The sequence below is a fragment of the Methylobacterium sp. Leaf111 genome, assembly GCF_001423285.1.
GTDB lineage: Bacteria > Pseudomonadota > Alphaproteobacteria > Rhizobiales > Beijerinckiaceae > Methylobacterium.
In genome coordinates this window covers 181,842-202,454 of record NZ_LMNE01000012.1, presented here as the reverse complement: position 1 = coordinate 202,454, position 20,613 = coordinate 181,842, and the positions used below count along the sequence as shown (strand labels likewise).

The 20,613-nt window shown below is 70.3% G+C and carries 22 protein-coding genes; 12 read left to right on the top strand and 10 right to left on the bottom strand.

Translation table 11 applies throughout. The annotated features are described in order from the left end of the window. The first annotated feature begins 76 nt into the window (after nt 1-76). A complete protein-coding gene (locus tag ASF41_RS10050) occupies nt 77-499 on the top strand; it encodes an acyl-CoA thioesterase (protein ID WP_056222674.1) in 423 nt (140 codons plus the stop codon). Further along, nucleotides 496-1,650: an endo-1,4-beta-xylanase gene (locus ASF41_RS10045; RefSeq protein WP_056492860.1), complete on the top strand. Its 1,155-nt coding sequence runs from the start codon at nt 496-498 to the stop codon at nt 1,648-1,650. Before ASF41_RS10050 ends, ASF41_RS10045 begins: the two co-directional genes overlap by 4 nt. 67 nt (nt 1,651-1,717) lie before the next feature. Here the strand turns inward: ASF41_RS10045 and ASF41_RS10040 are convergent, their stop codons facing one another. Further along, a complete protein-coding gene (locus ASF41_RS10040) occupies nt 1,718-2,626 on the bottom strand; it encodes an alpha/beta hydrolase (protein ID WP_056492857.1) in 909 nt (302 codons plus the stop codon). Between the two features lie 146 nt (nt 2,627-2,772). Beyond that, the gene (locus ASF41_RS10035; RefSeq protein WP_200941264.1) at nt 2,773-3,783 is read right to left on the bottom strand and encodes a lytic transglycosylase domain-containing protein; all 1,011 of its coding nucleotides are present in this window, start codon (nt 3,781-3,783) and stop codon (nt 2,773-2,775) included. Between the two features lie 138 nt (nt 3,784-3,921). On the opposite strand from ASF41_RS10035, the gene ASF41_RS10030 reads away from it, so the two are divergent. The 4 genes from ASF41_RS10030 (at nt 3,922) to ASF41_RS24750 (ending at nt 7,362) form a co-directional block, all read left to right on the top strand. Then, complete coding sequence (locus tag ASF41_RS10030) at nt 3,922-5,550, top strand: ABC transporter ATP-binding protein (protein WP_056492849.1); 1,629 nt, start codon at nt 3,922-3,924, stop codon at nt 5,548-5,550. Between the two features lie 11 nt (nt 5,551-5,561). After that, complete coding sequence (locus ASF41_RS10025; protein ID WP_056351120.1) at nt 5,562-6,782, top strand: phosphopentomutase; 1,221 nt, start codon at nt 5,562-5,564, stop codon at nt 6,780-6,782. Between the two features lie 19 nt (nt 6,783-6,801). Beyond that, complete coding sequence (locus ASF41_RS10020) at nt 6,802-6,993, top strand: DUF1192 domain-containing protein (protein WP_056222663.1); 192 nt, start codon at nt 6,802-6,804, stop codon at nt 6,991-6,993. A gap of 207 nt (nt 6,994-7,200) precedes the next feature. Beyond that, nucleotides 7,201-7,362 carry a hypothetical protein gene (locus tag ASF41_RS24750; protein WP_156389656.1) on the top strand — a complete coding sequence of 54 codons (162 nt, stop codon included), beginning with the start codon at nt 7,201-7,203 and terminating at the stop codon, nt 7,360-7,362. 9 nt (nt 7,363-7,371) lie between these two features. Here ASF41_RS24750 and ASF41_RS10015 read toward each other — a convergent pair whose 3' ends face one another. Further along, the gene (locus ASF41_RS10015) at nt 7,372-8,466 is read right to left on the bottom strand and encodes a helix-turn-helix transcriptional regulator (RefSeq protein WP_056351115.1); all 1,095 of its coding nucleotides are present in this window, start codon (nt 8,464-8,466) and stop codon (nt 7,372-7,374) included. 252 nt (nt 8,467-8,718) lie between these two features. On the opposite strand from ASF41_RS10015, the gene ASF41_RS10010 reads away from it, so the two are divergent. The 5 genes from ASF41_RS10010 to ASF41_RS09990 all read left to right on the top strand — a co-directional run bounded on the left by ASF41_RS10010 (nt 8,719) and on the right by ASF41_RS09990 (nt 12,291). Further along, a complete protein-coding gene (locus tag ASF41_RS10010) occupies nt 8,719-9,366 on the top strand; it encodes a TetR/AcrR family transcriptional regulator (protein WP_056222983.1) in 648 nt (215 codons plus the stop codon). Between the two features lie 78 nt (nt 9,367-9,444). Then, nucleotides 9,445-9,897: a DUF2852 domain-containing protein gene (locus ASF41_RS10005; protein WP_056274750.1), complete on the top strand. Its 453-nt coding sequence runs from the start codon at nt 9,445-9,447 to the stop codon at nt 9,895-9,897. 184 nt (nt 9,898-10,081) lie between these two features. Further along, nucleotides 10,082-10,723, top strand: a complete 642-nt coding sequence (upp, locus tag ASF41_RS10000) for a uracil phosphoribosyltransferase (RefSeq protein ID WP_056222654.1) — start codon at nt 10,082-10,084, stop codon at nt 10,721-10,723. 123 nt (nt 10,724-10,846) lie between these two features. Beyond that, nucleotides 10,847-11,857, top strand: coding sequence for an NAD(P)H-quinone oxidoreductase (locus ASF41_RS09995; RefSeq protein ID WP_056492846.1), 1,011 nt, complete (start codon nt 10,847-10,849; stop codon nt 11,855-11,857). A gap of 131 nt (nt 11,858-11,988) precedes the next feature. Beyond that, on the top strand, nt 11,989-12,291 hold the full coding sequence (locus ASF41_RS09990; RefSeq protein WP_056492844.1) for a hypothetical protein: 303 nt from the start codon (nt 11,989-11,991) through the stop codon (nt 12,289-12,291). Between the two features lie 28 nt (nt 12,292-12,319). On the opposite strand, the gene ASF41_RS09985 is transcribed toward ASF41_RS09990, so the two are convergent. The 7 genes from ASF41_RS09985 to ASF41_RS09955 all read right to left on the bottom strand — a co-directional run bounded on the left by ASF41_RS09985 (nt 12,320) and on the right by ASF41_RS09955 (nt 19,899). Beyond that, the gene (locus ASF41_RS09985; RefSeq protein WP_056222980.1) at nt 12,320-13,201 is read right to left on the bottom strand and encodes a 3-hydroxybutyryl-CoA dehydrogenase; all 882 of its coding nucleotides are present in this window, start codon (nt 13,199-13,201) and stop codon (nt 12,320-12,322) included. A 189-nt stretch (nt 13,202-13,390) separates the two neighbouring features. After that, the gene (locus tag ASF41_RS09980) at nt 13,391-14,338 is read right to left on the bottom strand and encodes an electron transfer flavoprotein subunit alpha/FixB family protein (protein WP_056492840.1); all 948 of its coding nucleotides are present in this window, start codon (nt 14,336-14,338) and stop codon (nt 13,391-13,393) included. Nucleotides 14,339-14,439: 101 nt separating this feature from the next. Beyond that, nucleotides 14,440-15,189, bottom strand: coding sequence for an electron transfer flavoprotein subunit beta/FixA family protein (locus ASF41_RS09975; RefSeq protein WP_056222643.1), 750 nt, complete (start codon nt 15,187-15,189; stop codon nt 14,440-14,442). 240 nt (nt 15,190-15,429) lie between these two features. Further along, the gene (locus ASF41_RS09970) at nt 15,430-16,002 is read right to left on the bottom strand and encodes a cob(I)yrinic acid a,c-diamide adenosyltransferase (protein ID WP_056222640.1); all 573 of its coding nucleotides are present in this window, start codon (nt 16,000-16,002) and stop codon (nt 15,430-15,432) included. Nucleotides 16,003-16,165: 163 nt separating this feature from the next. Beyond that, nucleotides 16,166-16,780 (bottom strand): acyloxyacyl hydrolase, encoded by a 615-nt coding sequence (locus ASF41_RS09965; protein ID WP_056222637.1) that lies wholly within the window; start codon nt 16,778-16,780, stop codon nt 16,166-16,168. A 204-nt stretch (nt 16,781-16,984) separates the two neighbouring features. Beyond that, nucleotides 16,985-17,170 (bottom strand): twin transmembrane helix small protein, encoded by a 186-nt coding sequence (locus tag ASF41_RS09960; RefSeq protein ID WP_056222977.1) that lies wholly within the window; start codon nt 17,168-17,170, stop codon nt 16,985-16,987. Between the two features lie 92 nt (nt 17,171-17,262). After that, nucleotides 17,263-19,899: a TIGR02302 family protein gene (locus ASF41_RS09955; protein ID WP_056492837.1), complete on the bottom strand. Its 2,637-nt coding sequence runs from the start codon at nt 19,897-19,899 to the stop codon at nt 17,263-17,265. 196 nt (nt 19,900-20,095) lie between these two features. On the opposite strand from ASF41_RS09955, the gene ASF41_RS09950 reads away from it, so the two are divergent. Continuing rightward, nucleotides 20,096-20,611 (top strand): DUF533 domain-containing protein, encoded by a 516-nt coding sequence (locus ASF41_RS09950; RefSeq protein WP_056492833.1) that lies wholly within the window; start codon nt 20,096-20,098, stop codon nt 20,609-20,611. The last annotated feature ends 2 nt before the right edge of the window (nt 20,612-20,613 follow it).

The window sequence follows — 20,613 nt, the reverse complement described above, 5'->3', positions numbered from 1 at the left end:
GCCGATGTGAGATGACGGCGCGGGCGGCGCAGGGCTTGCGTGCGCCGGTCCAGCGCAACCCGAGACCCTCTCCTCCATGACGACCGACGCCTCCGCATCGCGCCAGCCCGACGACCGCGGCCCGCCCGTGGTGCGCACCATCGCGATGCCGGCCGACACCAACCCGGCCGGGGACATCTTCGGCGGCTGGCTGATGGGCCAGATGGATCTCGCGGCCGGCAACATCGCCGCCCGGCGCTCCCGGGGCCGCTGCGCCACGATCTCGGTGGAGGCCATGACCTTCCACCGACCGGTCATCGTCGGCGACGAGGTGAGCATCTACGCCTGGATCGTGCGGGTCGGCCGCACCTCCATGGGCATCCAGGTGGAGGTCTGGCGCCGGGAGCGCGAGGGCGAGGAGACCATGAAGGTCACCGAAGGACTCTTCACCTTCGTGGCGATCGGCCCGGACCGCCGGCCCCGGGTGATCCCGCCGGAGCCCGAGACCGCCGGGGCGTGAGCCGTCCCGGCCCCTCCCGCCGAGCCGTCCTCGGCGGCGCTCTCGGCCTTGCCGGGAGTCCCGTCTTCGCAGCAGGGCCCGGCTTCGCCGCGGCGCCTTCGTGGTCGGAGGACAGCCTCCAGGCGGCGGCCGCGCGCAAGGGGGTGGCCTACGGCTCGGCGGTGAACGGCGTCACCCTGCGGCAGGACCCGGCCTACGGGCGCGCCCTGGCTCGGGAGGCCGGCATCCTCGTGTCCGAGAACGCGATGAAGCTGACCTATGCCTGGCGGGCACCGGACAGCCTCGATTTCACCTACGCGGACGAAGTCGCGGCCTTCGCGGAGGCCAACCGCCAGCGCCTGCGCGGCCACACCCTGGTCTGGCACGAGGGCCTGCCGGTCTGGGTCGGCGAACGGCTCTCGGCGGGGGAGGGCGAAGCCTTCCTGCGCCGCTGGATCGGCGCCATGGCCGGTCGCTATCGGGGGCGGATCGAGGCCTGGGACGTGGTCAACGAGATCTGCGGCCCCCAGGACGGGCGCCCGGACGGGCTGCGGCGCACCCCGTGGCTCGCGGCGCTGGGGCCTGCTTACGTCGATCTCGCCTTCCGCATCCAGCACGCGGTCGCACCGGACGCCGCTGGGGTCTGGAACGAGAACGATCTCGAACTCGACGCGGACTGGATCGACCAGCGCCGCGCGATGGTTCTGCGGACCCTGGAGGGGATGCGCCGCCGCGGCGTGCCGATCCGCCGGCTCGGCCTGCAGGGGCACCTCTACGCGAAACACTCGCTGAACCAGGACAAGCTGCGCACCTTCCTGCGCGAGGTGGCCGGCCTCGGGCTCGCCATTGAGGTCACGGAACTCGACGTCAACGATCGGACCTACCCCGCCGACCTGAATGCCCGCGACCGGGCGGTATCCGACTTGGTCCGCCGCTTCCTCGACGTGGTCCTGGACGAGGCGGCGGTGCTCAACGTCCTCACCTGGGACATCACCAACCGGAACACCTGGCTCAACGCCAATCCCGAGCGCCGGCGCCCCGACGGGCTGCTCCAGCGTGCCCTGCCGCTGGATGAGCACCTCGCGCGCACGCCGCTCTGGTCGGCGATGCGCCGGGCCTTCGCCGATGCGCCGGACCACCGGCAGGCGCGGGACGCCTTGCGCGGCGCCTGAGCCCCTGGAATCTGTCTTGTCGTCTGTCGTTTCGGGATAACCGGTTTTAGCTGCGCCCCGACAGATCCTAGCGAGGGACCATCCGCGCCTGCTGCGGTCGCTCGCCGGCGTGCTGGCGCAGGAAGGCCGCCATCTCGGCGAGCTCGGGGGCCTTCGACCGGAAGGTCACAGAGAGCGCCAGCAGGGTGTCGGCATGGTCGAGCCCCGCATAGACCCGCTCCTGCACCGGCACGCGGGCAGCGCGCAGCCGCGCGGCGAGGCTGCGCGTGTTGGAAGGGCGGACGGTGGTGTCGCCGTCGCCGGAGGCGAGGAAGGCCGGCGGCGAGTGCGGGCCCGCGAAGGTGATGGGCTGGGTCGCCGCCGTGTCGGGGGCCTCGCCGAACAAGTCCGTGGCGGTGCCGGCATCCAGCGGCAGGAAGTCGTAGGGACCGGACAGGCCCGCCACCGCCCGGATCACCCGCGGATCGACGCCGGCCCGGCGCAGGTAGGACGGGTTGAGCGCGAGCATCACTGCATTGTAGGCGCCGGCCGAATGCCCGGCGAGGACCACCCGGCTCGGGTCGCCCCCATAGGCGGCGATGTTCCGCTCGACCCACGCCAGGGCCTGGGCCCCGTCGTCGAGGAAGTCCGGGAACCGGACCTCCGGATAGAGCCGGTAATCCGGCAACACGGTCACGAACCCCTGCGCCGCGAGGGCCTGTCCGACGAAGGCATAGTCCTCCTTCGCGCCGTTCTTCCAAGAGCCACCGTAGAAGAACACCAGCACGGGGGCGCCGGTGGGGCCGGCCACGGGGGTGAAGACGTCGAGGCGCTGGCGCGGATGGGCGCCGAACGCGGCGTCCTTCAGGCTGATCCGTCCGCCCTGGTCCCGGGGACCGATCGCGTCGAAGAAGGCGAGGGGGGAGCAGGCCGTGATGCCGAGCGCGACGAGCGCGAGTCCGGCGAGGCTGGCAAGGACGGCAAGAACCCGGGTCATGCATCTCTCTGTTGGGGGGCGAGCCCCCTGTGACAGGGCCGGCGCGGCGGATTCATGGCGCGAATGCAATTCATGGCGCGAGGTCGATTCGTAGCGACCTGTCGCGTCGCGGTGCGAAGCGGGTCCTCAGGTTCTTGGCGTCCCGATCAGGTTCTGAGGACGAGGCAGGCGCCGCCCACCTGCCGGATGCGCCCGCACAGGCCGTCGGCGGCCTCCCGGCTCTGGGCCGGGATGCGGATGCGGTAGAAGGCGCGGGTGCCGCGGCTGCGCAGGCGGGTGCCGATGATCATCGGACGAACGTCGCCGATCACGCTTGTGTAGAGCTTCCGTGTTCGCGCGAAGCTCTGCAGCGCCAGCGATTTCGAGAAGTTTCCGGCAAGCTGGATGCCCCAGGGCGCCGCCGGCCCCTCGTTTCCGCCGAGGGCGAACCGGTCGCCGCGCGACGGAATGCGCAGCGCCGCCGTCACCTTGAGGCAGCTGGTCTCGGAATTGGCCCCGGGCTCCGAAGCCGCGGCCTCGGATTTCTTCGGTCCGAGATCCTTGGTCTCCGGCGTCTTGGTCTCCGGCGTCTTGGTCTCCGGCGTCTTGGTCTCTTGCGTCTTGGTCGAACCGTCCTTCGCTTTCGGCGCGTCCTCCTCGGGCATCTCGATCGCCGCGCCCGGGCGCCAGGCTTCCGCGGGCGAGCCCGTGATCGCCAGGACGTAGTTCCGGGTCTCGGTGGGCAGGCCGCCGCTGCCCGCGAGCCAGGCCGAGACCCGGCCCGGCCCGCCGTTGTAAGCCGCCGCCGCCAGCCCGAGATTGCCGAATTGCCGGTTGAGGTCGGCGAGCAGATGAGCCGCGTGCGGGATCGCCTGCTCGGGATCGAACGGATCGGTCAGGCCGCGCTCCCGGGCCGTGCCCGGCATGAACTGGGCGACGCCCTGCGCGCCGACGGGGCTCACGGCGGTGACCCGGAAGGCGCTCTCGCGCCAGATCAGGCGCGTCAGGAACGGCACCGGCAGGCCGCGGGCCTTGGCCGAGCCCTCGATGAGGCGGCACAGGGCCTGTTCGACCGTCTCCGTCGCGCCCTCGGCGGCGGCGCGAGCCGACCCTGGGGCTAGGACACCGAGGAGGAGGGACAGCAGGGCGGCGGAGAGACGGCGAAGGGGCAAGGTCACGGTCGGGTTGTAGAGCGTGCGCGCCGACGATCAATTACAAACGCCCCCGACCGCGTCGCATCCGCGTTCGCCGATCCCGTCCGCCCACGCTATAACCCGCGTGGTGGCGAATTCCGCCGCGCTGCAGAACAGGCCTCGATGCCCGAAACGCTCCTCGACGTTCAGGATCTGTCGGTCGCCTTCCGGACGCGGGAGCGCGAGACCCGCGCCGTGGATCGCGTGAGCTTCACCATCACGGCCGGAGAGACGCTGGCCCTCGTGGGGGAATCCGGCTCGGGCAAGTCGGTGACGGCCCTCTCGATCCTGCGCCTCCTCGACGGCAGCGCTTACCATCCGGGCGGCCGCATCCTGTTCAAGGGCGAAGACCTGCTGACCCTGCCGGAGAAGCGCCTGCGCGGCATCCGCGGCGCCGACATCACCATGGTGTTCCAGGAGCCGATGACCTCCCTGAACCCGCTGCACACGATCCAGCGGCAGATCGGCGAGGTGCTGGAGGTGCATCGCGGACTGTCCGGTCGCAAGGCGCGGGCCCGCATCCTCGAACTGCTCGAACTGGTCGGGCTGCGCGACGCCGAGCGCCGCCTCAACGCCTATCCGCACGAGCTCTCGGGCGGACAGCGCCAGCGCGTGATGATCGCCATGGCGCTCGCCTGCGAGCCCGACCTGCTGGTGGCCGACGAACCGACCACCGCCCTCGACGTGACCGTCCAGGCGCAGATTCTCACCCTGCTGGCCGACCTGCAGAAGCGCCTCGGCATGGCGATGCTGTTCATCACCCACGACCTCGGCATCGTGCTGCGTATCGCCGACAACGTCTGCGTCATGCTCGCCGGGCGCGTCGTCGAGGCCGGCCCGGTGGCGGAGATCTTCGCCCGGCCACAGCACGACTACACCCGCCGCCTCCTCGCCTCGGAGCCGAAGGGCCGGGCCAACCCGGTTCCCCCCGATGCCGGGCGCCTCCTGGAGGCCGGCCCGCTCAAGGTCTGGTTCCCGATCCGCGAGGGTTGGCTGCGCCGGACCACCAGCCACGTGAAGGCGGTGGACGGGGTGTCCCTGCGGGTCCGGGCCGGCGAGACCGTCGGGGTCGTCGGCGAATCCGGTTCGGGCAAGACCACCCTCGGCCTGGCGCTCCTGCGCCTCACCGGCTGCGAGGGCCCCATCGTGTTCCTCGGCCGCTCCATCGCGGGCCTGCCGCCCGCCGCCATGCGCCCGATCCGACGCGACATGCAGGTGGTCTTTCAGGACCCCTACGGCTCGCTCTCGCCGCGCATGACGGTGGCGGACATCGTCGCCGAGGGGCTGGTGGTCCAGGGCGCGGTGAAGACGCGGGCCGAGCGGCAGGCGGTCGTCGCCAAGGCCCTCGACGATGTCGGCCTCGATCCGGCGACCATGAACCGCTACCCGCACGAGTTCTCCGGCGGCCAGCGGCAGCGCATCGCCATCGCGCGGGCCATCGTGCTCAAGCCCAAATTCGTCGTCCTGGACGAGCCGACCTCGGCCCTCGACCGCTCGGTCCAGGCCCAGATCGTCACCCTCCTGCGCGACCTGCAGCGCGAGCGCGGGCTCGCCTACCTGTTCATCAGCCACGACCTCAAGGTGGTGCGGGCGCTGGCGAACTACGTGCTGGTGATGCAGAACGGCCGCGTCGTCGAGGAGGGCCCGGCCGAGGACATCTTCGCCGCGCCGAAGACCGCCTACACCCAGGCGCTGTTCGCCGCCGCCTTCGATCTCCAGAGCGACGCCGTCGCCGATCCGATCCCGGCCTGAGGGGAACGGGCATGCCGCGCGCCTTCCTCATCGTGCTCGATTCCGTCGGCATCGGCGGCGCGCCGGATGCCGCTCGCTACGGCGATGCCGGGTCCGATACGGTCGGACACATCGCCCGCGCCTGCGCCGAGGGGCGGGGCGACCGGGCTGGCCTGCGGCAGGGCCCCCTGGCACTCCCGAACCTGGCCCGCCTCGGCCTCGGGCTGGCGGCGATGGGCGCGACCGGCGCGGTGCCGCCCGGTCTCGCGATCCCCGGCGCCCCGACGGGCGCCTACGGCCACGCGGTCGAGGTCGCCGCCGGCAAGGACACACCCTCGGGTCACTGGGAGATCGCCGGCGTGCCGGTCCGCGAGCCCTGGGGCTACTTCCCCGTCGCGGTCCCGACCTTCCCGGCCGCGCTGACGGAGTCGCTGATCGCGCGAGCCGGCCTGCCGGGCATCCTCGGGGACTGCCACGCCGCCGGCGTCGCGATCATCGACAGCCTGGGCGCCGAGCATGTCCGGACCGGCTGGCCGATCTGCTACACCTCCGCCGACAGCGTGTTCCAGATCGCGGCGCACGAGGACAGCTTCGGGTTGGAGCGGCTCTACGACACCTGCCGGATCGCCCGCGAGCTCTGCGACGCCTACCGGGTCGGCCGGGTCATCGCCCGGCCCTTCGTCGGCAGCGCGCAGGACGGGTTCCGGCGCACCGCCAACCGCAAGGACTATGCGGTCGAACCGCCCGGCCGGACCCTCCTGGACGTGCTCCGAGCCTCCGGGCGGAGCGTCGTCAGCGTGGGCAAGATCGGCGACATCTTCGCCCATCGGGCGACCGGGCAGGAGATCAAGGTTGGCGGCAACACCGCGTGTCTCGATGCCGCGCTGACGGCATTCGCGGCGCTGCCGGAAGGCGGCCTCGTCTTCCTCAACCTCGTCGACTTCGACACCGAGCATGGCCATCGTCGGGACGTGCCCGGCTACGCCGCCGAACTCGAACGCTTCGACGCCCGGCTGCCCGAGATCCACGACGTGCTGCGTCCCGGAGACCTCTGCATCATCACTGCGGACCACGGCAACGATCCGACCTGGGGCGGAACCGAACACACTCGGGAACAGGTTCCCGTGCTGGCCTTCGGCCCCGGCGTCTCGCCGGGGTCCCTGGGCCGACGCGAAACCTTCGCGGATATCGGCGCGACCCTCGCGCAGCATCTCGGGGTCGCGCGCCTCGATGCGGGGACGGGCTGGCACTGACGGACGAGAGGGGAGCACCATGCGCGACGAGGACGACCGAGCCATCCGGCAGACCATCGCTCACCGGGTCGGCGAACCGTTGGACACGCTGTCGGTCGAGGATCTCGAGGAGCGGATCCGACTGTTGCGGTCCGAGGTGGAGCGGCTGGAGGCGGCGCGGCACGCCAAGAAGGCGGCCCTTGAGCGGGCGGGCTCCCTCTTTCGGCTCTAGGGCCTCCCCCGAAGGAATCGCTTTAAAGTTACATTTCCTGCGAAGGAATTCCCGCTTTCCCCCAAATGGGGGATGAAGGCCGCCCAACCCCACGCTTGAATACTCTTCAAACCACGGGCGAGGGCGGTCATGCTGGAGAGATGGACGATGGCGCCATGGATGCGCCGGCGGGTTGCGCGACACGTGCAGCGGGGCACGAGCGATCGGATGATCGCCTGCCTGATCAATCCGGCCCCGGCGCCCTTACCCGACAGCGTCGCGCCGACCGCGAACGGCGCCGAGATCACCGTCCAGTATGATCTTTCGAACGTCATCCTGTTCCGCGCCCTGGCGGCGAATCGGGTAGGCGGCGGCCGGGACGCCCGGTGACCTCCGCCGTCACCGGATCAGGCTGAGGCCCGAGATCAGCCGGGCCAAGTCGACCTGGCGCGTCACACCTGTCTTGGCGAAGATCGCCTTGACCTGACCGCGAATGGTTTCCGGCCGCACGCTCTGCTGCGCGGCGAGGATCGCGATGGTGACGCCGTCCGCGATGCCCCGCGCGATCCGCGCCTCGGCCGCCGTCAGGTCGAACAGACCGGCCAGCAATTCGGTGCCCGGGACGGGACGCGGCAGGACCGGGGCGGCGATCATCAGGAGGGTGCCGCCACCGAAGACGTCCTGGGCCTGCCCGCGCATGGGCAGCAGGTGGAGAACCATGGCGGGATGGTCGTCGTCGGCCGGGATCGGAATGGAGCGCGCCGCCTGCGCCCGCTGACCGGCGAGCACGTCCGCCATGAGGGCGTCCGCACCGGGATGGGCAAGGGCGACCCGCTCGCGTTGATCGCGCACCACCCGCGGCACGAGGCCGGTGAAACTCGCATTGCGTTCCTGCAGGCGCCCGTGGCGTGAGAGGACGGCCGCCGGGAGGCCCAGCACCTCCAGGGCGCCCACCGCGGCGCGTGCCCGTTCCAGCTTCAGCCGGGCTGAGACGAGGGCCGCGCGGCCCAGATGCGGCCGCAGGGTGTCGAGGACCACCGTCGCGGCCTGCGGCACCGGACCGTCCGTGTAGCGCCGCTCGATGCTGAAGATCAGCGTGTCGCCGGTGGTCAGCGGGCAGGCGGTGGCGGCACCCCATCCGAGCCCGCGCGGACGCAGGAATTGCTGGATCAGGACGTCCTGCTCCAGTTCGGCCTGGGTGTAGACGTCCTGCTCGCGGATGAAGCCCGCATGGCGGGCGGCGAGAAGCTTCGCCGTGCGCTGACCGGCGCTGCTCCAGCCCCCGGCGGCGAAATCGGCCATGACCTGATCGAGGGATTCGCTGTTGATCCAGCGATGGGTTTCGAGATCGGCCGCGATCAGGACCGTTCCCTGGGCGCCGGCGATGGCGGCGAGTCGGTCCAGGACCGCAGGCCACAGCTCGGGCAGGATCGCCGCCTCGTAGATGAGGTCCGTCAGGGTTTCGAAATCACCCTGTCCCGTCGACTCCCGCACGGCTCGTGATCCACAGCCCAAGGTTTCTACTTCGTAAATATCATGGGGGCAAAGCTTCGCGCCCGACAAGCGTCTTCGAGACGGAATCCCGTGATCTGCCCGTCGGATACGGGAAACCCGACGGGATTCGACCTCCGTGGCCCCGGGGAGGTCTCGTCAGCCGATCCCTTCGTGTTAGGGGAGGGGGAGACGGGGAACCTTCGGCCGATACGACCGGTCCTGTCGATGCGGAGCGGGGGCGGGGAGTTTGGCGTGCGGCATTGGCGCGAAGGACCGGGTGACCGGCGAAGCTACCACCACGGCAACCTCAAGGAGGCGCTGATCGAGGCGGCGCGCCGCTTCATCGCCGAGCGCGGCATCGGCGGCTTCACGCTGGTGGATGCGGCCCGCCTCGTCGGCGTCACGCCGGCGGCGCTCTACCGCCATTTCCGCGGACGCGAGGCCCTGCTCGAAGAGGTGGCCGGCCGCGGCTTCGCCGACCTCGCCGAGCGCCTCGCCCGCGCCCTCACGGCCAAGGGCACGCCGCTGGAGCGGTTCACCCGGATGGGCGAGGCCTATCTGGCTTTCGCCGAGGAAGAACCCGGCTACTACGCGGCGATCTTCGAGACCCGCGGCCTCGCCGCCGCCGAACCGAACGCAGTGCCGAGCCTCCGACCGAGCCCGTTCGACCTCCTGGTGGAGGCGCTTCAGGCGACCTTTCCGGAGGGGTTCGGCGGCGTCGCGCCCCGGTTCATCGCCCTGGAGGTCTGGGCCCTCGCACACGGCCTCGCAACCCTCTCCGCGTCCGGACACCTGCCGAAATCCGCCGGCATGCCGGACAAGTACGAGCTGCTGCGCGCGGGCGTGCTCGCCCTCGTCCACGGCGCAGCAGCGGGCGGCCGGACGCGCGAACAGGCCTGACCGATTGAGCGCCCCTTGAAAGCGCGTCGCTCCATCCGCAAGTGAATGTCGTTCACATTTACATTGGAGCCGTGAGCCGTGAGCTTCTCTTCCTCCCCCTTCACCACCGGGAAGGTCTGCCGTAGCGGCCCCTTCCCCAAGCGATCCCTCGAAATCGGCGCCATCGTCGTCGCCTTCGTCTACTGGTGGCCCCTGGCCGCCGCCTACATCGCCTGGAAGGTCGCGGGGTATCCCGCGCTCAGCGAGTTGCGGGGCCTCGCCGGCCGCGGCTCCTCGTGGAACGCGAGCGCCACGCGCTCGCGCTTCGCCGCGGCGTTCGAGTCCGCCAATGGCGGCAGCACCGGCAACCTCGCCTTCGACGCCTACCGCCGCAGCGAGATCGAGCGGCTCGATGCGCAGCGCCGGGCCCTGCAGGAGGAGAGCCGCGCCTTCGCCGAGTTCGTCGAGGAGCTGAAGCGGGCCAAGGACCGCGAGCAGTTCGACGCCTTCATGCAGAAGCGCCGCAGCGCGGACGCCACCCGCGCGGTCTGAGCGACCTCTCCGCCGAAATGGAATGACGCGAGGGCTTCCGGCGCAGGTCGGGAGCCCTTTTTGCCGGGCGCAATCCGTCCGAAGACCTCGCTCGCAATCCCACGATGCTCTAGAGATCCGGTCCCGGTCTTGCCTCGGTCTCCCGCCGCCCAGGATCAGACCTCGGCTTCATGGAGATCCAGCGATGCAGCCAGCCGCCGCGACCGTCCGGGTGGTGGACCACCCCCTCGTGCAGCACAAGCTGACCCTGCTGCGCCAGCGCGAGCGTTCGACCAAGGGCTTCCGCCAGATCCTCAACGAGATCGGCATGCTGCTGGCCTACGAGGTCACCCGGGACCTGCCCCTGGAGACGGTGACGATCGAGACGCCGATCCAGTCGATGGAGGCGCCGCAGATCGCCGGCAAGAAGCTGGTTCTGGCGCCGATTCTGCGGGCCGGCGTCGGCTTCCTCGACGGCATGCTGTCCCTGGTGCCCTCGGCCCGCGTGGCGCATGTGGGGCTCTACCGCGACCCCGAGACTCTGGAAGCGGTGGAATACTACTTCAAGGCGCCCTCCGATCTGGTCGACCGGACGGTTCTCGTGCTCGACCCGATGCTCGCGACCGCGAACTCGGCGGTGGCGGCGATCAACCTCCTGAAGCAGCGCGGCGCGCAGGACCTGCGCTTCGTCTGCCTGCTCGCGGCCCCGGAGGGCATCGCCCGCCTGCAGGCCGCCCACCCGGATGTCCCCGTCTGGACCGCCGCCATCGATAGCCACCTCAACGACCACGGCTACATCGTCCCGGGCCTCGGCGATGCCGGCGACCGGATGTACGGCACCCGCTGAGCGCCGCCCGCGCGGCGTGATCTCGCCAAGCGGCGATCTTGCCAAGCCTTGATCTTGCCAAGCCATGATCTTGCCAAGTACCAGCCGGGCGGCACATGACGGGGCTTCCAGGAGGAGACCCCGATGACAGCCAGCCTGCCCGAGACCATGCGACAGATCCGCTTCACCGCTGCCGGCGGGCCGGATGTGCTGGCCCTGGAGACGGTGCCGCTGCCGCAGCCCGGGCCTGGCCAGGTGCTGATCGAGGTCGTCGCCGCCGGGATCAACCGGCCGGACATCCAGCAGCGCGAGGGCAAGTACCCGCCGCCGAAGGGTGCCACCGAGATCCCCGGCCTCGAGGTCGCCGGCCGCATCGTCGCCCTCGGTGAGGGCGTCTCCGGCGTCTCGGTCGGCGACGAGGTCTGCGCCCTGGTGATCAGCGGTGGCTACGCCGAGTTTGCCGTGGCCGAGATCGGCCAATGCCTGCCGAAGCCCGCGTCGCTCTCGCTGGTCGAGGCCGGGGGCCTGCCTGAGAACTACTTCACCGTCTACAGCACCGTGATCGAGCGCGGGCGGCTCAAGGCCGGCGAGTCTTTCCTCGTCCATGGCGGATCGAGCGGCATCGGATCGACCGCCATCCAGATCGCCAAGCATCACGGCGCCCGCGTCTTCGCCACCGCCGGCTCGGCCGAGAAGTGCGCCTTCTGCCGCGATCTCGGCGCCGAGGCGGCGATCAATTACCGCGAGGCCGACTTCGTCGAGGAGGTGAAGCGCCTCACCGACGGCAACGGCGTCGACGTCATCCTCGACATGGTCGGGGCGCCGTACCTCGCCAAGAACCTCTCGGCCCTGGCGATCGAGGGGCGCCTCGTGCAGATCGCCTTCATGCAGGGCTACAAGGTCGATGCCTTCAGCATGACCCCGATCATGATGAAGCGCCTGACCTTCACCGGCGCGACGCTCCGAGCCCGGCCGAAAGCCGAGAAGGCGGCGATCGCCGAAGGCCTTGCCCGGGACGTCTGGCCGCTGCTCGAAGCCGGGACGATCCGCCCGGTGATCCATGCCACCTTCCCGTTGGAGGAGGCCCGCAAGGCGCACGAACTGATGGAGTCGAGCGCCCATCTCGGCAAGATCATGCTGGTGACCGGCCGCTAGGTCGGACCTCGGCGGGAACTCCCCTCTCGACCGTCGCGTTTCAGACTCGAGCTAGAATCACGGGCAGGATTCACGGGAATCGGTGCTCGGGTCGAAACATCGGTCTTCAGGACCGTACAAGCGAGGATCGCATGGCAGAGAATCTACACGGTCAGGAAGCCCGGCAGGGCAAGCGCGGCAAGCCGGCACTCTACGTCCTCGTGGCCAGCCTCGTGCTGCTCGCGATCGCCATCACCGGCCTGATGACCTGGCAGGGCGCGAACTCGCCCAAGGACTACGCCAGCCAGAGCCAGGACGCCTCCCGCCAGGAAGTGACGGGGTCTGTAAAGGGTTCGTCGAACGCGACGTCGTCGTCGAACACCGGTTCGGTTCCGGCCGCGAACCCGGCCTATCCGAGCCCGGCCCAGCCGGCCGCGAACGGCAACAAGCAGTAAGCCTGAAGGTCGTCCGTGCCGGTCCGCCTCAGCGGGTCGGCACAGGCGTTTCGCCGCGATAATCGTAGAAGCCGCGCTTGGACTTGCGGCCGAGCCAGCCGGCTTCGACGTATTTCACCAGCAGCGGACAGGGCCGATACTTCGAATCGGCTAGTCCCTCGTAGAGCACCTGCATCACGGACAGGCAGGTATCGAGGCCGATGAAGTCGGCCAGCTGCAGGGGCCCCATCGGGTGGTTCGCCCCGAGCTTCATCGCGGTGTCGATCGATTCCACCGAGCCGACGCCCTCGTAGAGCGTGTAGATCGCCTCGTTGATCATCGGCAGCAGGATGCGGTTGACGATGAAGGCCGGGAAATCTTCCGACATCGTCGACGTCTTGCCGAGCTTGGCGATGAAGGCTTTGGCTGACTCGTAAGTCGGGTCTTCCGTGGCGATGCCGCGGATCAGCTCGACGAGCTGCATCACCGGCACCGGATTCATGAAGTGGATGCCGATGAAGCGCTCCGGCCGATCGGTCGAGGCGGCGAGTCGCGTGATCGAGATGGACGATGTGTTGGTGGCGATCAGGGCATCGGGTTTCAACGACGCGCAGAGCGTGCTGAAGATCTGCCGCTTGGTCGATTCGTCTTCGGTGGCCGCCTCGATGACGAGGTCACAGGGCGCAAGGTCGTCGAAGCTCTCCGCCGCCACGATCCGCGAGACCGCGCTGCGGCGCTGATCGTCCGCGATGGTGCCCTTGGCCACCTGACGGGCGAGATTGCCGTCCACGGTGGCGAGGCCGTTGTGGATGCGGGCCGGGTCGCGGTCGTTCAGGCGGACGTCGAGCCCCGCCATCGCGCAGACATGCGCGATACCGCTGCCCATCTGCCCGGCGCCGATGATGCCGACCGTCCTGATATCGATGCCCATCGTCTGCACTCGCACCCCTGGATCGTCCCGCCGTCGCGGTCCGGGTCCCGCCCGGCCGCCGAGGACGCCCGTTTCGCTTATAACGTTTCGCGGCAGCAGCGTCCTAGAGCATTTCCACGTTGGAAGGCCATCCGTACCGGGCGATCGGTGCGCGCGCGGCGCGCACCGGCCGGACGTGCCTGTTCCGCCTCAGCCCTTCGCCTTGGCGATTTCGGCCTGCAGCTCGGGGACGATCTGGAACAGGTCGCCCACGAGGCCGTAATCCGCCACCTGGAAGATCGGTGCGTCCTCGTCCTTGTTGATTGCGACGATGACCTTCGAGTCCTTCATGCCGGCGAGGTGCTGGATCGCGCCCGAGATGCCCACCGCGACGTAGAGCTCCGGTGCCACCACCTTGCCGGTCTGCCCGACCTGCCAGTCGTTCGGGGCGTAGCCGGCATCGACGGCGGCGCGGGAGGCGCCCACGGCGGCGCCGAGGCTGTCGGCCAGGGGCTCGATCAGCTCCTTGAACTTGTCCGAGGAGCCCAGCGAACGGCCGCCGGACACGATGATCTTGGCCGCGGCCAGCTCGGGACGGTCGGACTTGGCGATCTCCTCGCCCTTGAAGCTCGACTTGCCCGAGGAGGCGGCTGCCTGGATCGGCTCGATCGCAGCGGCCGCACCGCCCTCGCCGGCGGGCTTGAAGGCCGCCATGCGGACGGTGATCACCTTCTTGCCGGCACCGGCCTGCACGGTCTGGATCGCGTTGCCGGCGTAGATCGGACGCTCGAAGGTGTCGGGGGAGACCACGCTGATGATGTCGGAGATCTGCGCCACGTCGAGGAGGGCGGCCACCCGCGGCAGCACGTTCTTGCCGGTGGTGGAGGCCGCCGCGACGACGTTGTCGTAGGGCTCCGCCAGGGCGACGAGCAGCGCGGCCGTCGGCTCGGCGAGGAGGTGGTCGTAGGTGGCGTCCTCGGCCAGCAGCACCTTCTCGATCCCTTCGAGCTTGGCGGCGGATTCGGCGGCGGGGCGGCTGCCGGCGCCGGCCACGAGGGCGTGCACGGGTCCGCCCAGGGCGACGGCGGCCGTCAAAGCCTTCAGGCTCGCGTCGCGGACCGCGCCGTTGTCGTGCTCGATGAGGAGTAGGGTGGCCATGGTGTGCGAACCTCAAAATCGATCAGCAGGAGGGTCCCGGACCCCGTCTCACCCGCCGCGTCGGCGCGGCGGGGTCTTGAAGCCATCGGCGGGGCGAGGTCTCAGAGAACCCCGGCCTCGCCCTTCAGCTTCTGCACGAGTTCGGCCGGGGACCCGACCTTAATGCCGGCCTTGCGCCCGGCGGGCTCCACGGTCTTGAGCACGGTGACCCGCGGGGTCACATCGACGCCCAGGGCATCGGGGGCCAGCTCCTCGAGGGGCTTCTTCTTCGCCTTCATGATGTTGGGCAGCGAGGCGTAGCGCGGCTCGTTGAGACGCAGGTCGGTGGTGACGATGGCCGGCAGGGTCAGGGTCACGGTCTGGAGGCCGCCATCGATCTCGCGGGTGACGTCGATCGCGCCCTCGCCGAATTCGATCTTGAAGGCGAAAGTACCCTGGGGCCAGTCGAGGAGGGCCGCCAGCATCTGGCCGGTCTGGTTCGAATCGTCGTCGATGGCCTGCTTGCCGAGGATGACGAGGCCGGGGGCCTCCTTCTCGACCAGGGCCTTCAGGATCTTGGCCACCGCCAGCGGCTCGACCACGCCGTCGGTCTTCACCAGGATCGCCCGGTCGGCGCCCATGGCGAGGGCGGTCCGAAGAGTCTCCTGCGCCTGCTGCGGACCGATCGAGACGGCGACGATCTCGGTGACCTTGCCCTTCTCCTTCAGGCGAATCGCCTCCTCGACGGCGATCTCGTCGAAGGGGTTCATGGACATCTTGACGTTGGCGAGGTCCACGCCCGAACCGTCGGCCTTGACCCGGATCTTGACGTTGTAGTCGACGACCCGCTTGACGGGCACCAGAACCTTCATGGCGTTCACAATCCTCCGCGCGGATAATGTTTTTCGACCAGGCCGGCGCGGCGCGCAAAGGACCTCCGGGAAACCCGGATGTCCAGAACCCTGGTCATTGAGGCGGCGGACCGTAACGGCCTCATTTCCGCCTTGTCAACGCGCCCCGCCGCCGCCCGCCCCGGTGAGTGCCGTCCGGCGCTGCGGACCGGCCGCACGGCCCCGGGCCCGCAGCTCCGTGGTATTCCGAATGCCTGGCTTTCAGCGATTCTTGCCCGGCACCCAGAGCACGTCGTCGGCGCCGTTGGCATTGGCGGTCCGGCTCGCCACGAACAGGAAGTCCGAGAGCCTGTTCAGGTATTGCAGGGCTTCCGGCGAGACGATCTCGCCCTCGGTGGCGGCCAGGGCCACCGCCAGGCGCTCGGCCCGCCGACACACCGTCCGGGCAAGATGCAGAGCGGCCGAGGCCGGCGATCCCCCGGGCAGCACGAAGGACTTCAGGGGCGAGAGGTCGGCATTCAGCGCGTCGATGTCGCGCTCGACCCGCTGCACCTGCGCGGCGACGATCCGCAGCGGCTCGTATTTCGGCGGCTCGGCGCTTTCCGGGGTTGCGAGGTCCGCGCCGAGGTCGAACAGGTCATTTTGGATTGCGCTCAGCATGGCGTCGAGGCGCGGATCGGCATGCAGACGCACGAGGCCGATGCAGGCATTGGTCTCGTCGACGGTGCCGTAGGTCTCGATCCGCAGATCCGCCTTCGAGCGCCGTTCGCCGCTGGCGAGGGCGGTCGAGCCCTTGTCGCCGGTTCGGGTGTAGATGCGGTTGAGGGTGACCACGATGGCGTCCGATCCTGAGCGGGGCTGGCAAGTGAGGCCTGCAGGAGCGGGAACCTAGCGCAGTTTGCCGCCGCTGGGAGTCGCTGAATCGGAACGATAAGGGCCGGCCCCGCATCGGCGGAACCGGCCCTTGAGGCTCACGGCGGATGCGAGCGCGGCGAACTCAGAAGGTGTAGCCGAGCTTGCCGCCGAAATTGGTCAGGCCGCGGTTGTTCGCGCAGAGGCCGGCATTCGACATGTGCTCGACGGTGGCCATGATGCTCCAGTGCTCGGTGAGCCGGAAGCCGAGGGCGGCCGCCTCGCGGAAGAGCGGATTGCAGCCCAGCGTGTTGAACCCGGCCGGGGCGGTCGGCTTCGGGCCCGTGTAGCCGTTATGGGCGCCGGCGCCGAAGAAGCCTTCGAGGAAGACGATGTTGTTCAGGGTCTGCGGGAAGAGATCCACGGTCCAGGTCGCGCCGATATAGGCGTAGCTGGTGCGGCCGCCGAAGTTGTAGCTGCCGCCGACGGTGGCCCGGGGCACGAAGGCCTGCCAGAACGGATCGACGCTCACCAGCGGCTTGGAGAACAGAATCTCGCCGTTGATGTTGCTGGTGTTGTGCTCGGCACTGCCGGGATCCTGCACGGCGCCGCCGATGCGGACCTCGGAGACGATGCTCAGGGGCTTCACAGGGCTGACATAGGCGGCCGGCGGCGCGGACGGGAAGTCGGCGGCCTGGACCGGCATGGCCGTGGCGAGCACGGCGGCGGCAGCGGCGAGGCGAAGCGGGTGGGACTGCATCGGGATGGTTCCGGGTTGACCGAAGGTGTCTAGCATGCCCGCTCACGGCATCGGCAGGCATCGCGCGTCGCGGGGCGGCGATAGCTGTGCGGTGAGACCTCCCGGCCACACTCGCTCCGTTCGGGCGCTCAGCCGGCCGGAGGGGGCGCCAGCGCCCCGGTCACGCACCGACATCAGGACGCGGCGGCGCCCCGCGCGACGGGGTCAGGCCGAGCGCCACCAGACCACGCCCATGATGAAGATGATCGCCAGGAACTGCAGCAGGACGCGCAGGCGCATGAGCTTCTGCGAGAGGTTGGCGCTGCCCCCGCGCATCATGTTGAACAGGCCGAGGATCAGGACCACCGCCACCGCGACGCAGGCAAGGAGCACGAGAGAATTGGAGGAGATCACGGCGTCAGGTCTCGTGGCTGTCGGGTCGGGAATTATCGCTCCCCATATGGGCCCCTCCGGGGGAGGAGCCCAGGGGGCGGTTCGATGCGTCAATTGCGGCGCAGGAGACGCTCAAAGTAGTCGAGCTCCTCGCGCGGGCGGCTCGGGTCGCCGAGCTTGCGCCGCAGCTCCTCCATGATGCGGCGGGTGCGCTGCACGGTGGATTCGTCGGCCGTCGGCACGCGGGCATTGCCGTTGGTCATGTCGCGGCCCTTGGTGGGTCGGCCGAGGGGATCGTCGTCGCGGTTGCCGGCCTGGCCCTGCTGACTCGGCTTCTCGCCACCCTCGCCCTCGCCTTTCCCGTCGCCTTCCCCCTCGCCCTCGGCCATCTCCTGCATCTGCTTCTGCATGCCTTCGGCGCCGCGCTTGAGTCCGTCCAGGGCCCGGCCCTGGGCCTCGACCGCGTCGCCGTCCTTGCCCTGGCCGAGGGCGCCCTCGGCCTCGCGCATGGCCTCCTCGGCATCGGACAGGCCGTCCTCGCCCTGCATGCCGAGGTCCTTCATGCGGCGCTGCAGCTCGTCCAGGCGCTCGCGGAGGGCCTGCTGGCGCTGACCGGCGCCGCCCTTCTGGCCCTCGCCCTTCTGACCCTGCTGTCCTTGTCCTTGCTGTCCTTGGCCCTGCTGTCCCTGTTGACCCTTCTGGCCTTCGCCCTGCTGGCCCGGCTGCCCGCGCTGCGGGCGCTGGCCCCGCTGACCCTGGCCCTGCTGGCCGCGCTTGTCCTGGCCGTCCTTGAAGGTCTCGTCGCGCAGGTCCTGCTGCTCGCGGGAGAGCTTGTCGAGCTCGTCGGCCTGCTTGCTCATCTCGCGGCTGTTGGGGTCGGACTTGCCGCCGGGCTCCGCGGTCTGGAGATTCTCGAGGATCTCGCGGAGCTGGTCGAGGAGTCGCTGCGCCTCGGCGGTGTCGCCGCGCTTCATGGCTTCGGCCATGTCGTTCAGCATCTTGTCGAGGTCGTCCGGCGTCACCGTCTTGGCGTTCGCGTTCGGCGGGCTCTTCTCGGCCTGGGGCTTGCCGTCCTTGCGCTGGCGCTCGGCCATGCCCTTCATGAACTTGTCGAGGGCCTGTTTGAGGTCCTCCGTGAGCTTCTTGATCTCCTCGTCGGGCGCGTTGCGCTCGATCGCCTGCTTGAGGTTGTCCTGGGCGGCGCGGAGGCTCTTCTCCGCATCCGAGAGGTCGCCGTCCTCGATCTTCAGGGCCATCTCCCAGAGGAGGTCGGCCACCGCCATCAGGGCCTCGTCGCTCCGCGCGGCCTTCAGGCGGCGCGAGGCGGCCTTGAGCCCGAGGTAGACGCTGGCCTGGGGCGTGAAGGTGTCGGGCGCGATGAGCAGTGCGTCGACGGCGGTCTGGACCCGGACGCGGCTGTCGTCGGGCGCGGTGATCAGGCGCCGGCGCTCCTCGGCCAGGGCGCGGGCCAGGGGTTGGGTGAAGACCCGCGCGGGCAGCGTCACCTCGGCGGTGGGCGTACGCCCCTCCTGACCGGCCTCGTCCTTCACCACCAGGGTCAGGCGCACGCGCGCGCCTGACCACGGATTGTCGGTGAGATCGACCAGGGTCTTGGTATCGCGCTCGCCGGCGGCGTCCGCCGGCAGGGCCAGGGCGATCCGCGGCGGCGGCACCAGGGCGCGGGTGTTGGCCAGGGGTTCCACCACCCCCTCGGCGGAGGCGATGCCGTAATCGTCCTTGGCGCGGTAGGTCAGGTTGAAGGTCCCGCGCGCGTTCACCTCAAGGGCACCGATGCGCTCCACCTCGGGGGGCGTGTCGGGAATCGTCTCGACCAGGAGGTGCTGCGTCGTGCCGCCCGCCGCGACGGTGAGGTCGGCGACACCGCCGGTGAGTTGGAACCGGTCCTCGCGCAGATCCGCATGGGGCGGCTTGCCGGGCAGCGGCTTCAGACCGGCCTTCGGCGTCAGGACCGCCTCGCCCTGGCCGGCGATCCGGACGATCAGGGTCGCGTTCACCGGCGCGCGCAGGCGCTGCTGCTCGCCGTTCATCGTCACGACCAGGGGCGGCATGCGGGTGTAGACGGGCGGATCGATCCAGCCGTCGACCCGGAAGGTCGGGCCAGGCGGTGGCGGCGCCTGCCAGTCGAAGGCGCCGAGGATGCGGGAGCGCCACTCGGCACCGGCCACGAACAGGCTCGCCACGGCCGCGACGATCAGGCCGGCCCGCAAGGCAAAGGGATCGCGCCGTGCCATGGCGGGCCGGGGCGGCGGCGGCTTCAGCCCGGCCACGGCCTCGGCCGCACGCGCCTGATGCAGCGCCCAGAGGGCGCGGGTCGCCGGGTCGGTGGTGCCGACCGCGAGGGTGTCCTCGATGGAGGAGGCGGGATTATGAGACAGCGTCCCGCCCCTGGCGGCGGCCGCGCGGTCAATCCGCGCGAGGGCCTCGCGGCGGGTGTCGCGCCGCAGGCCGGTCAGCGGCAGGAGCGCGGCGACGAACGCCAGGGCGAAGAGCAGGAGGCCAACGATCCGGCCCAGGGGCGGCAGGTCGAGCCAGAGCCCGAGCCAGGACAGGGCGAGGAAAGCCAGGATCAGCCCGAGGCCACGCCACAGGATCGGCCAGGCCCGCTCCCAGAGGCCGGCCGCCTGCGAGCGGGTGACCAGCCGGTCGAGCCGCTGGCGCAGCACCGGACCGCCGGTGCCCTGCTCTGGCCCGCTGCTCGTGGAGGTCGCCGGGTCGGCCTCGCCCATCGTGTCTGGCTCCTCGCGCGTCGCATCGGCGTCGCGCCTTCCCCGCAAGGCTAGCATGGTGGAGGCGCCGTGCGACGGGGTCAAATCATCCCAGGTGGCGGGGAAGGGCGCCGAGCCAATCCCGTCCGCGATCTGAACCCGCGGCGTCTCTCGCGTGTTGCCGCCTCGCGTTCAATGCGTGAGAAGGATGCCCGCCATGGTCGATGTGAAGCCCCTCGTCGAGGCTCTGGTGCATGCGCGCCGCGGCCGTCTGGCCGCCGGTGCGGCCCTCGGCGGCCTCGCCCTGGTGGCGGGCCTCGCCGCCCGGGCCCTGCGCACGCCGACTACGCCCGAGGGGGCCGCGACGCCGGCCGCGCCCGCCGTCGGCGAGGACGAGGCCCGGCTCATGCTCCGCGCCATGGTGGCGGCGACCCTGGCCGACGGGATGATCGACAAGGACGAGCGACAGCGCCTCGATGCGGCGGTCCAGGCCTCCGGCCTCGCCAGGGACGGCGCCGCCTGGCTGGAGGCGGAAATCGCCGATCCGGCCGACCTCGACACCATCGCGGATGCGGTGAACACGCCCGCGCAGGCGACGCGGATCTATTCGGCGGTGCGCCTCTCCGTCCTGGCGGATACGCTGCAGGAGCGCGAATTTCTCAAACGCCTCGCCGAGGCCCTGGACGTTCCGGGCGAGGCGGTCGACCGGATCGAGGGCGAGCTCGCCGCCTGACG

Excerpts from the sequence above, each read along its gene's own strand:
- ASF41_RS09955 (WP_056492837.1), bottom strand. The coding sequence starts at position 19,899 with ATGGGCGAGGCCGACCCGGCGACCTCCACGAGCAGCGGGCCAGAGCAG.
- ASF41_RS24750 (WP_156389656.1), top strand. The coding sequence starts at position 7,201 with ATGATCGCCTGCCTGATCAATCCGGCCCCGGCGCCCTTACCCGACAGC.
- ASF41_RS09985 (WP_056222980.1), bottom strand. The coding sequence starts at position 13,201 with ATGGGCATCGATATCAGGACGGTCGGCATCATCGGCGCCGGGCAGATG.
- ASF41_RS10025 (WP_056351120.1), top strand. The coding sequence starts at position 5,562 with ATGCCGCGCGCCTTCCTCATCGTGCTCGATTCCGTCGGCATCGGCGGC.
- ASF41_RS09995 (WP_056492846.1), top strand. The coding sequence starts at position 10,847 with ATGACAGCCAGCCTGCCCGAGACCATGCGACAGATCCGCTTCACCGCT.
- ASF41_RS10050 (WP_056222674.1), top strand. The coding sequence starts at position 77 with ATGACGACCGACGCCTCCGCATCGCGCCAGCCCGACGACCGCGGCCCG.
- ASF41_RS10040 (WP_056492857.1), bottom strand. The coding sequence starts at position 2,626 with ATGACCCGGGTTCTTGCCGTCCTTGCCAGCCTCGCCGGACTCGCGCTC.
- ASF41_RS09950 (WP_056492833.1), top strand. The coding sequence starts at position 20,096 with ATGGTCGATGTGAAGCCCCTCGTCGAGGCTCTGGTGCATGCGCGCCGC.
- upp (WP_056222654.1), top strand. The coding sequence starts at position 10,082 with ATGCAGCCAGCCGCCGCGACCGTCCGGGTGGTGGACCACCCCCTCGTG.
- ASF41_RS09990 (WP_056492844.1), top strand. The coding sequence starts at position 11,989 with ATGGCAGAGAATCTACACGGTCAGGAAGCCCGGCAGGGCAAGCGCGGC.
- ASF41_RS10020 (WP_056222663.1), top strand. The coding sequence starts at position 6,802 with ATGCGCGACGAGGACGACCGAGCCATCCGGCAGACCATCGCTCACCGG.
- ASF41_RS09975 (WP_056222643.1), bottom strand. The coding sequence starts at position 15,189 with ATGAAGGTTCTGGTGCCCGTCAAGCGGGTCGTCGACTACAACGTCAAG.
- ASF41_RS10030 (WP_056492849.1), top strand. The coding sequence starts at position 3,922 with ATGCCCGAAACGCTCCTCGACGTTCAGGATCTGTCGGTCGCCTTCCGG.
- ASF41_RS09980 (WP_056492840.1), bottom strand. The coding sequence starts at position 14,338 with ATGGCCACCCTACTCCTCATCGAGCACGACAACGGCGCGGTCCGCGAC.
- ASF41_RS09965 (WP_056222637.1), bottom strand. The coding sequence starts at position 16,780 with ATGCAGTCCCACCCGCTTCGCCTCGCCGCTGCCGCCGCCGTGCTCGCC.